This is a genomic window from Variovorax sp. LG9.2 (assembly GCF_035018885.1).
Lineage (GTDB): Bacteria > Pseudomonadota > Gammaproteobacteria > Burkholderiales > Burkholderiaceae_C > Variovorax.
In genome coordinates this window covers 1-9,927 of sequence record NZ_JASJXB010000058.1, presented here as the reverse complement: position 1 = coordinate 9,927, position 9,927 = coordinate 1, and the positions used below count along the sequence as shown (strand labels likewise).

Annotated in this window: 11 protein-coding genes and 3 pseudogenes; 3 read left to right on the top strand and 11 right to left on the bottom strand. The window is 63.9% G+C overall.

Translation table 11 applies throughout. From position 1 onward, the window contains the following. Positions 1–240, bottom strand: a pseudogene (locus QN413_RS26310) (IS110 family transposase); the annotation flags it as partial. A gap of 121 nt (positions 241–361) precedes the next feature. Between QN413_RS26310 and QN413_RS26305 the strand changes: the two are divergent. Beyond that, positions 362–1,086, top strand: a pseudogene (locus QN413_RS26305) (transposase); the annotation flags it as partial. Between the two features lie 41 nt (positions 1,087–1,127). Here QN413_RS26305 and QN413_RS26300 read toward each other — a convergent pair. The 10 genes from QN413_RS26300 to QN413_RS26255 all read right to left on the bottom strand — a co-directional run bounded on the left by QN413_RS26300 (position 1,128) and on the right by QN413_RS26255 (position 7,932). Beyond that, positions 1,128–1,379, bottom strand: coding sequence for an EAL domain-containing protein (locus tag QN413_RS26300; RefSeq protein ID WP_323499531.1), 252 nt, complete (start codon positions 1,377–1,379; stop codon positions 1,128–1,130). 15 nt (positions 1,380–1,394) lie between these two features. After that, positions 1,395–1,694 (bottom strand): hypothetical protein, encoded by a 300-nt coding sequence (locus tag QN413_RS26295; protein ID WP_323499529.1) that lies wholly within the window; start codon positions 1,692–1,694, stop codon positions 1,395–1,397. 126 nt (positions 1,695–1,820) lie between these two features. Next, the gene (locus QN413_RS26290; protein WP_323499528.1) at positions 1,821–3,074 is read right to left on the bottom strand and encodes an FAD-binding domain-containing protein; all 1,254 of its coding nucleotides are present in this window, start codon (positions 3,072–3,074) and stop codon (positions 1,821–1,823) included. Beyond that, positions 3,071–4,621: a cryptochrome/photolyase family protein gene (locus tag QN413_RS26285; RefSeq protein WP_323499527.1), complete on the bottom strand. Its 1,551-nt coding sequence runs from the start codon at positions 4,619–4,621 to the stop codon at positions 3,071–3,073. Before QN413_RS26285 ends, QN413_RS26290 begins: the two co-directional genes overlap by 4 nt. A gap of 7 nt (positions 4,622–4,628) precedes the next feature. Continuing rightward, positions 4,629–4,760, bottom strand: a complete 132-nt coding sequence (locus QN413_RS26280) for a DUF2256 domain-containing protein (protein WP_409054741.1) — start codon at positions 4,758–4,760, stop codon at positions 4,629–4,631. Between the two features lie 55 nt (positions 4,761–4,815). Then, positions 4,816–5,562: a bifunctional 2-polyprenyl-6-hydroxyphenol methylase/3-demethylubiquinol 3-O-methyltransferase UbiG gene (gene ubiG, locus QN413_RS26275; RefSeq protein ID WP_323499526.1), complete on the bottom strand. Its 747-nt coding sequence runs from the start codon at positions 5,560–5,562 to the stop codon at positions 4,816–4,818. Between the two features lie 11 nt (positions 5,563–5,573). Next, positions 5,574–6,179 (bottom strand): demethoxyubiquinone hydroxylase family protein, encoded by a 606-nt coding sequence (locus QN413_RS26270; protein ID WP_323499525.1) that lies wholly within the window; start codon positions 6,177–6,179, stop codon positions 5,574–5,576. Between the two features lie 2 nt (positions 6,180–6,181). Further along, positions 6,182–6,484: a high-potential iron-sulfur protein gene (locus QN413_RS26265; protein WP_323499524.1), complete on the bottom strand. Its 303-nt coding sequence runs from the start codon at positions 6,482–6,484 to the stop codon at positions 6,182–6,184. Between the two features lie 63 nt (positions 6,485–6,547). After that, positions 6,548–7,561, bottom strand: coding sequence for an NAD(P)/FAD-dependent oxidoreductase (locus QN413_RS26260; RefSeq protein WP_323499523.1), 1,014 nt, complete (start codon positions 7,559–7,561; stop codon positions 6,548–6,550). Positions 7,562–7,566: 5 nt separating this feature from the next. Next, positions 7,567–7,932, bottom strand: a complete 366-nt coding sequence (locus QN413_RS26255) for a DCC1-like thiol-disulfide oxidoreductase family protein (protein ID WP_323499522.1) — start codon at positions 7,930–7,932, stop codon at positions 7,567–7,569. A 100-nt stretch (positions 7,933–8,032) separates the two neighbouring features. Here QN413_RS26255 and QN413_RS26250 point away from each other — a divergent pair, with 100 nt between their 5' ends. Beyond that, entirely contained in the window at positions 8,033–9,055 is a 1,023-nt protein-coding gene (locus QN413_RS26250) for a MerR family transcriptional regulator (protein WP_323499521.1), read from the top strand. A gap of 587 nt (positions 9,056–9,642) precedes the next feature. Further along, positions 9,643–9,927 (top strand): annotated as a pseudogene (locus QN413_RS26245) (transposase); the annotation flags it as partial.

Below are 9,927 nucleotides of genomic sequence, written 5' to 3'. Positions count from 1 at the left end.
CCGCACCTTCCTGGGTGAGATGAGTCGCACCTCGTGGCCCAATCCAATCAGAGCCCGGCCCCAGTCGTGAGCACCGCCACAGGCTTCCATGACAACCAGAGCCGCAGTGCGGTTGGCAAACCACTCCAGCATCCTGGCGCGCTTCAACTGCAATCGCTCGATGCAGCCGGTGTCCAGCTCGACCCAGTGCAGCTGAAACACCTTCTTGGCAATGTCGACGGCAATGACGGTACGTTCCATGATGGTCTCCATTTGGATGTTGACGGTGGGATCGTCAATCTGGCACTTCCCGCGGCGCAGTGCAAGCAGTGCGGTAGGAGGGAGGCGCCCACACCATCTGATCAATTGATCGATCCCGGCACGCCTCATGCATGCACAAGAAGACCACATTCCAAAGGGCGCCCGACATGAACCAACGCAGCTTTGCCAGCGCCGAGTACGCATTGAAGAAGAAGCGAACGCGCCGGGAGGAGTTTCTGGCCGAGGGTACGGCCTGGCCGACGAGGCGCTGGAAGAAGCCCTGTACGACAGCCAGGCACTGCGCGACTTCGTGGGCATCGACCTGTCGCGCGAATCGGTGCCCGACGCCACCACGCTACTCAAGTTCAGGCGCCTGCTGCTGGACAACGACCTCACCAAGGCGCTGTTCGAGGAGATCAACGCCCACCTCGTCAAGGCAATGGCACTTCGCAATGAAGGCGCACATCGGTCTGGACGCACAGTCGGGCCTCGTACATACGGTGGTGGGCACCGCAGCCAACGTGAGTGACATCAATGTCGCCGGTGCATTGCTGCATGGTGAAGAGCATGCGGCCTTCGGTGACGCCGGCTACCAGGGCGACCAAGCGAGCTGAAGCGCAAGGACCGACCTGGCACGTTGCCATGCGTCGGGGCAAGCGCAGAAAGCTCAACGAGTTCATCGAGCCCCAGTTCCTGGCCGAACGTGCGGAGAAGATGAAGGCCAGCATCCGCGCCAAGGTCGAACATCCGTTCCATATGGTCAAGAACCTGTTTGGTCACAAGAAGGCGCGCTACAAGGGGATGGCCAAGAACACGGCACAGCTGTTCAGCTTGTTCGGTCTGGCCTGTTGGCGCCGGCCGAAAATTGACCCCCCGATGGCTCAGTTCTACTTCGGCGCGGACACTGCCCATCGGCGCAAGTTCGAATGGCCGTCGCCAAAGTTGTCCAGCGCGAGTCGTATGCCGGCTGCGCTCAGCGACTTGACCGTGCGCACCAGCGCCTGCGGGTCGGTCGCACGTTCATGCTCAGTCAGTTCAATGACAAGCTTGCGTGGATCGACCCCCGAGTTGGCGAGCATGCGGGGCAGTACGGTGGTTGCCGCCCGAACCAGCGCGTCGGCGCTCAGGTTGACGAACAGGGTGCCATCCTGCCCCTACGCGAACCATTGCGCGAGGATGACGTCGACGCACTTCAGCTCGAATAGCATCACGCTCGACTCGAGCGTCGCGCATTCGAAGAGCACGCTGGGCATATGCAGCGGCCCATCGACGGGGCTGCGTATCAGCGCCTCGTGGCCATACACCGCGCCGTTTCGCAGATCGACCAGCGGCTGGAAAACTGCGTGGAGCCGGCCGTCGTCCATGAGCCCTTGCAAAGGCCCGTGCGCAGGCGCTCTCGAACCCGGTTGAATCGAGAGGCGCAGCAGTGTGTTGACAGGAGACGAAGGGCGCATGTGAATGAAGTTGCACCTTAGGAGCGCTTTAAGACAGCAATGTGACGTGTCGGCAAGGCAGCGCAGTTTTTTTGAGGCGGCCCAGCGGGCCTTTGCGGAACATCCGCGCGGCCTCGATTCCGGCGATCACGACAGTTCAGCTTGCTCAGACTGATCGAAGAGTGGCCCGGCTGATCCGCGGTCAAGCCACTGCGACAGTCCGGGTAACTCGTGCAAGGTCTGTGCGCCGCGCGTTGCACCTGTCCACCAGCGCGAGAACGAGGCGCACGGCCGCTCGACTTGGGCGAACAGGCGCGGTGCCGGGCGTCGAATCACTGAGGCGGGCAACAGCGCATCAACATGTGGATCGGCCAGGGTCTGAACCGACCGTGCGCCGGCCAAGACCAACGTGGCGTGTTCGCGGCTGCCAGACAAAGACAGCGGTGCCACTTCGGCCAGCCGCGCCCCCACGAATGCCCAGCGAGCGGGGCTCCACGGCCAGACATCATGAAAGTCCGACAGCAGCAGCCCCACGCACAGACAGCCGGCGGGCAGGTCGCGCGGCGGCTCGTCCAAGGCCCATGGGTGGACCAGCCAGACGTCGCGGCCAACCAGATCGATCGCCAGAGGCGCGGTCACAGCGCCCATCGCGGAAGGCCGATGCAACCGTTCGGGCTCATCGACGCCGTCGCGCGCGGCAGAAACGGGCGGGGTCCACCGACTGCGTGCGATGACGTCCAGCGCGTCATAAGACCGGTCGATCACGCTACCCTCACTGTGCCAACCTGCCGGTGCGTAGCGCGCCACATTCTCTGCATTGAAGAGATAGGGTTTGCTGCTGCCTGTGCCGGCCACCCACTGCCAACTGAGGTGATTGCTGGCGAGGTCGCCGTCGAGCAGGTGGGCGTACAGCCAATCGGCGCCGGCGCGCCAGTGCACCTTGCGCAGATGCACGACGTAGCTGGCCAGCCACATGCGCGCATGGTTGTGCAGCATGCCAGTGGCATACAGCGTGCGTACGGCCATGTCGATGGCCGGCACGCCAGTGCGCGCCTGGCGGATGTCTATTGGCAACTCGCTCGCATAGGCGTCGGCGGGCATCGGACCCTCGTGCAGCGACTGCAGGATGGCGTCGTCGCCGCGTTGCGCCCAGACATGGCGGAAGAACTCACGCCAACCGAGTTCGAAAACGAACTTGTGTTGCAGGTCCAACCGGTGCCGGACTGCGACTCTGGCCAGCACCTCCGGCAGCGTGACCAAGCCGTGCGTGATGTAGGGCGACAGCTGGGTCACCGCACCTTCGATTGCATTGCGAGTGCGCGCGTAGTCGGCTGGCCGTACGGCGGCGATGCGGGCCAGCGCTGCGGCCCGGGTCGGCACGAAGGCGCTGTGACAGCTCATGAACTCACGCCCACCTGGCCGGCGCGGATCGCATCTGCGCGCTGCGTCACTGCCTGCCGTTGCGCGTCGCTCATTCGGTCAACGTTCTTGACCTGCAGCGCCATTCGCGAGTTCTTCCGCAGCAGCGGTTCATGGCGCATCAGAAAGTCCCAGTAGAGCGTGGTGTAAGGGCAGGCACGTTCGCCTTCGCGCAGCGCCGGGTCGTAGCGGCAGCCGGTGCAGGGCCCGCCCATGCGCTGGATATATTTGCCGGTGGCGACATACGGTTTGCTGGCCATCAGGCCGCCATCGCCGTACTGGCTCATGCCCAGCGTGTTGGGCAGTTCCACCCACTCGACGGCATCCACATACACCGCCAGGTACCACGCGTGCACCTCCTGCGGACGCACACCCAGCAGCAGCGCGAACAGACCGGTCACCATCAGGCGCTGGATGTGGTGCGCGTAGCCGTGCTGCAGCGTCTGCAGCAACGCGTCGCGCAGGCACGCCATGTCGGTTTGGCCGGTCCAGTACCAGGCCGGTAGAGCTTGCTGCGCATCGAGCGCGTTGCGTTCGGCGTAGCCAGGCATCTGCGTCCAGTAAATGCCGCGCACGAATTCGCGCCAGCCCAGGATCTGGCGGATGAAACCTTCCACGCTTTGCAGCGGCGCGCGGCCCCCGCGGTACGCCTCCTCGGCGGCCTGCACCACTTCGCGCGGGTTCAGCAGCTTGAGATTGAGTGCAGCCGACAGGTGCGAGTGATAAAGCCAGGGCTCGCCGGGCCACATCGCGTCTTCATAGTGGCCGAACAGCGGCAGGCGCTGTTCGATGAACGAGTGCAGCGACGCCAGCGCCTGTTCGCGCGTGACCGGCCAGGCAAAGCTGTCCAGATTGCCGGGGTGCTTGGCAAAGCGCTGGTTGACGAGTGCAATCACCTGGCGCGTCAACGCATCGGGTTCGAACGTGGCGCGCGCGGGCACGCCCATCGGTCCTGCGGCACCGAAAGCTTTGCGGTTGTCGGCATCGAAGTTCCACTGGTCGCCTTCGGGCTTACCGTCCTTCACCAACACGCCGTGGCGCTGGCGCAGTTCGCGGTAGAAATACTCCAGTCGCAGCGCTTTGCGCCCCTTGGCATGGGCTGCGAACTCACGCACTGTGGTGTAGAAGTGTCGGTCTTCGCAGATCTCCAGCGCCACGCCAGCCGCTCCGGCCTCGACGTTCAGCGACTGCCAGACGCGCCAGTCGCCCGGCGCGGTCATCACCAGGCGTTGCGGCTTCAGTCGTTGGAGCGTCACTTGCAACTCAGCCGCCAGACTGCCGCCATTGCCCGTATCGTCCAGGCTTGTGTAGTGCAACGGCCGGCCGGCGTCGCGCAACGCCTGTGCAAAGTGGCGCATGGCGGCCAGGAACATGACGATGCGTGGCTTGCCCGACCAGACATGGGTCGACTCTTCGGCCACCTCGGCCATCCAGACGGCGTCTTGTTCGGGATCGAAACCGTCGAAGGCGGCGGCGTCGAGGTCGAGTTGGTCGCCGAGAACCACAACCAGTGTGCGTACGTTGGTCATGTGCTGCTCAACCCTGGCCCGCATGGCTACCGGATTTACTGCATGCGTCCGAACAATACTTCACCTCGTCCCAATTGCGTGCCCAGCTCTTGCGCCACGTCATGGGACGACCGCAGGCAACGCAGATCTTGCTCGGCAGTGACTGTTTGTTGCCCTTGAAAGAGAGCGGCTTGACTTGGTTGATCGATCGCTCTTCATTGCAGTGTTCCCGCTGGCGCCACAGCGTCGCGCGCGAAAACTGCCAGGTAGTTGACCCGGGTGTCGCGACACCAGGAGGCCCGATGCAGCACTGGCAGGTAGCGCATGCCGAGCAGATCGGTCTGCTGCATGCCCGCACGGGCTACTGCAGCGGCCAGTTCGGCGGGCCGCACAAAGCGCCGCCACTGATGGGTTCGGCGTGGCAGCACGCGCATCACGTATTCGGCAGCGACGATGGCGAGTACGAAGCTCTTCCAAGTGCGGTCGATGGTGGATGCAAAAAGCAGCCCGCCAGCGGCGACGCGGCGTGCCACGAACTCGGCAAATGCAGCGGCGTCGTTGACATGCTCGACTACCTCCAGTGCCAATACCACATCGAATTGTTCTTCCTGGCCCAGCGTCTGGGAAGGGTCACCGAGCCGATACTCGACCGCGACGCCATGCCGTGCGGCGTGCAGCCGGGCCGACGCCACGTTGCCGGGCGATATGTCGATGCCCACCACGTGGGCGCCCATGCGCGCCAACGGCTCCGACAAAAGACCGCCGCCGCAGCCGACATCGAGAATGCGCAAGCCCTTCAGCGACGCTCCGCGCGCCAGCCCAAAGTGCGACTCGATGCGTTCGAGTGCGTATGCCATTCGTAAAGCGTTGACGACATGCAGCGCCCGCATCGGCCCGGTGCTGTTCCACCAGGTCGTGCTGAGCCGGTCAAAGCGCTCGATCTCGGGGTTGATCGCGTTCATGCAGATGTCTTTCACAGGCGGCGGCAGATCGCCACCGCGCCGCGCGATCCGACGCCAACGATCCAGCCCCAAACGCGCAGCACTGGACCAGAGTCGCCGCCGCCACCAGCGGCTGCCGCCTCTTCACGATGGGCCACCTCGTCGCCTTGGCAGTCCTGCAAGGTCTGGCGCAACTGCCCCAACGACGGCTCTGCGGCCAGTCGTTCGATCTGTTCCTGATAGTGGCAATCGACGAAGCGCTCGACGGCCTCGATCGTGCCGTACACCGCACGCGGCCCCAACAGGGCCGGCACAGCGCCTGTCAGCCACCCTGCCAGGTGCCACAAAGGCAGCAGTCGACTGCGATCCGTCAGCGGCAGCCAGGCCTCGATCTGCCGCAGATGGGCTTGTTCGGTGGCCATATGCCGCTCGGCAAAGGATCGCAGTGCGGGGTCGCGCGTGACCCTTAGCACTCCCTGGTAGAAGCGCACGGCGCCGATTTCACCTGCGTGGTCGGTGCGCAAATCGGCGATGACCGCCGCAGGCAGGGCGTGTCCGGGCGTCAAGGCGAAGTCGGCCGGGCCCGCGCTCGACGCGTTGCCGCGACCACCATCTTGTGCTCTCAGTAAGTTCGACATCGTTAACCTTTCTTGGCCCAGGCACTGCACCAGCCCTTGCCGGCGACCAGCTGGTCTGTAAAAAGCGGGCAACCACCGCCTGCATCGCCTGCCTTACCTCGAAAGCTGATGCAGCTGCTGCAGTTCTGGCCCGGTGAAGACCACGGAAACTTCTTGATATCGGTCTTGATAGCGTCGGACACGTAGCCCAGTGCCAGCGCTGACGCGCTATTTTCGTCAACTTCGCGCTGCGCTTGAGCAGCCCAGCTGTGCACGGCGCTGCCGGCTGCTGCGGCCATGATGAAAGTGCGTCGCATCTTGTTCATGAAGGTCTCGTTGCTTTCCGCAGGCCGAAGATGAGGAGTGTTCCAGTCAAAGGGCAGGGCATCTCAGCAGGCTCGTGCCGCCGTCAGACCGGCGACAGCCGGCGCGGCGCGATAGCGGTCAATGACGGAGGTCGCCAGTGCGCGTCCGGAAGTCCAGGCGCCTTCGACGCCAGCCCCGCCCAGCGCGTCACCACATACGCCCAGGCTCAGAGATGCGTTCCACCAGCAGTTGCCGGTCGCCGCTGCCGACGCGTCGGCCCGCGGCACCGAGGCATAGCGCCAGTGGTGCACCGCCGTGTGGTGCCAGGTCAACGGTCGGCCAAGCAACTGCGCTAGCGCTTGCTGCAACATCGCTTGCACCTCGGCAACCGGGGTTTCTAAGTATGTCTGGCTCCATGGCGTGGTGGCGTGAACAACCCAGGCCAGTGCACCGTGCGTCGGCCAAGCCAGATCCCAGGTCGGAGCTGCAAGTTCTGTGTCAGTCGTCACGCCCATCAGCGTCCAGCTCGGCGCCATCGGTAACACGGTCGCCTGCTGCGCCCAGTCGGGGCGGTGCGGCTGCAGCAGCGGCGCAGCCTGTTGCGGCGGAACAGCCAGCACGACGTGGCTGAACCCCTGCGCCGCGGCGGCGCCTGCGCTCTCCACGCGCCAACCGTCGTTGTCTCGCCGCAGCACAGCAACTGCGCAGGCCGGGCTGATCGAAACATCGGACAGCATGCCGCGACACAAGGACGACATGTCAGGCACTGGTACCCACAGTGTCGCGACATCAAGCGGCGTGTGACTGCCGGGCGCGACCACCGGCACCCAGCGGGCAAGCAATCCATCACGCACGGCCTGGTCGACGAACCGGACAAAGTCGGGCGAGCGTGCGGTGAATCCCGGTGCGCCATGATCGAATGACGAATGGTGCACGATCCCATCGTCGTCCAGCCACTCAACAGGCCGGGTTGTCATGCGGCCGCCGATACCGCCCGGCTCGTCGAACAGCCGCACCGAATGGCCGGCGTCGGTCAGCAGGCGCGCGCAGGTCGTCCCGGCGATACTGACGCCGATGACTGCGACGCGCGCTGACATGTTCATCAGGCCGTGAGCCAGCCGCGCCGGGCAACCAGAAAAATGCGATAGCCCGTTTCCAGCACCAGCAGGCCGGGCCCGGCGCCCAATGCGCGGCCCAGCCATGCCGATCGTGGCAGCAAACGCCACAAGCTGGTAAACGCCTGGGCGCCGCCAATCAGGCTGACATCGATGCGGCGCAAGTGCAAGCGGGCCATGGCCGCTTCCCGGATCAGATCGGCGCCCAAGGCGGCTGCGCCGCAGTGCGCGACGTCAACCCATTCCACTGCGTCGGCGCTTGGCTGACGCCGGTACATCGCGACTTCGCGGGTGCAGGCCGGGTAGCCACCGACGAAGTACACGGTCGGGAGTGCGGAGGCGGTTTCTAACATTATTAAATGGTAGACGAATAGGTTCATAACCAACTCAAGAAGGTTTAATTAGCCTTAATTAAGCAATAATACGACTCAAATCAAACTCAAAAAAAGATCCATGGTCCTCAAAGAGCTGCTTGTCCCTGCGGCCCAGCCCACCTTCCGCAGCGGCGCGGTTGCGCGCATGGCAGGGATGCCGGTGTCGACCCTGCGGATATGGGAGCAGCGCTACCAAGCGGTAGGCCCCACCGTCGCGCCTTCCGGACACCGGCTTTACGGCGCTGCCGACGTCGAGCGGGTGCTGCTGCTGCGGCAGTTAACCGAGCGGGGGTATGCCATCGGCTCGATTGCCGCGCTGGACGCCGCGCAATTGCAGCAAGTGACCAGCACGCACTCGGCCAGTCCTGCCGGCCACGGTGTTCGATCGGCCCGAGGGACGGCAGCGCTGCGCTTGATCGTGGTCGGGCAGGCGCTGGCGCTGCGGCTGCAACGCGCCGCGGTGGTCCAACGCCAGACGCGTCCCTGGCGGGTGACGGCAGTGTTCGAGTCGCTCGCTGAAGCCAGCCATGCGGCCGCTGGCGTTGCGGTCGATTTGCTGCTGTGGCAAACGCCGGGGTTACAAGTCAGCGCACTGCCTGAGCTGAAAGCTGCGCAAGACGCCTGGCGCGTCCGGCAGGTGGCGGTTGCTTATCGGTTCGCGGGTGCAGCAGCGACGAGTGCGTTTGTCGCCGCCGGTGCAGTGATGCTGCGCGAGCCGGGCGACGACGCTTCGCTGGCAAAGTGGGCGACCTCGCTGGAAATTAGGTTGGTGCAGTGCGCCCCAGCGGCCGACGCGCAGTCCGTGCGGCGAAATACGCCAGACGTGGCAGCGAACCCCATTGCGCCGCGTCGCTTCAACGACGCCACACTGACGGCGATCGCGGGCCTGTCGCCGACCCTTGCCTGCGAATGCCCGCGCCATGTGGCAGAACTGCTGATGCAGCTTTCGAGCTTTGAGTCCTACAGCGCGGACTGCGCCAACCGCAGCCCGGCCGATGCTGAGTTGCACGCCTACCTGCAGCGCATCGCGGGGGTGTCGCGTGGCTTGTTTGAAGCGGCCCTGGAACGCGTAGCGCACCAAGAGGGCTTGATGCTGCCTTGAACCCGTAGCTCAGCGCTGAATCCGAAGGATCCACTTGGAAAGATGCGCAATCTGATCAAACAGGACACGACCCGGTCCATCTCGTCGAGAAGCTCGCGTTATGGCGTGATCTTCGTGAATGGATTAGACCCAGGCCAAGTTGCTTGGGAGGCGTCACGCGTTGGGATGACATGGCTTCTGATCGTTGCATCCGAATGTCAATTCGACACGACTCCTTTCGGCGTGAAATAGACTGAATGACACTGGCACCCATCCGCGGCGCTGGGTACCTGATCAATGCATTCGTCAACTCACCAACTGGAGATAAATGGCAGTCCAATCAACAGTCTTAGTTGTTTTGAAAGACGGTACCCGGCAATCCTTGACCGCCGATTCCGTTACTTTTTCGCTGCCGAACGGGAGTGAGATTGAAGCCAGCGTCCTCGACGGCGATCACATCGCGTCAGGTCTCAATCTCTCATCCCCGCAGTGGGACCCGATAAAGCTGCAACGTACGTCGTTTGAGCCGACAACCATCGTCGTTCTGACCTTGCACTCAAAAAACATACCCCTTGCTGAGTGTTTCAATTCAAGTAAGGAGAACGGAAATGACGAAGACGGCAAAAGCGCGCTACACGCCCGAATTCAAGCAGGAGGCGGTGCGGCTGGTCGAGGGTGGTCAGAGCATCGCGGCGGCGGCACGCACTTTGGGGCTGGTCGAGTAAACCCTGTTCAACTGGGTCAAGGCCAAGCGCGAAGGTAAGCTCAGCGGGGCTGACCGCAAGGCCATGAGCGCCGAGCAGATGGAGATCAGCCGGCTGCGAGCCGAGCTGGCGCGCGTGAAGATGGAGCGCGACATCCTGGAAAAAGCGACGCCGTACTTCGCGAAAGCG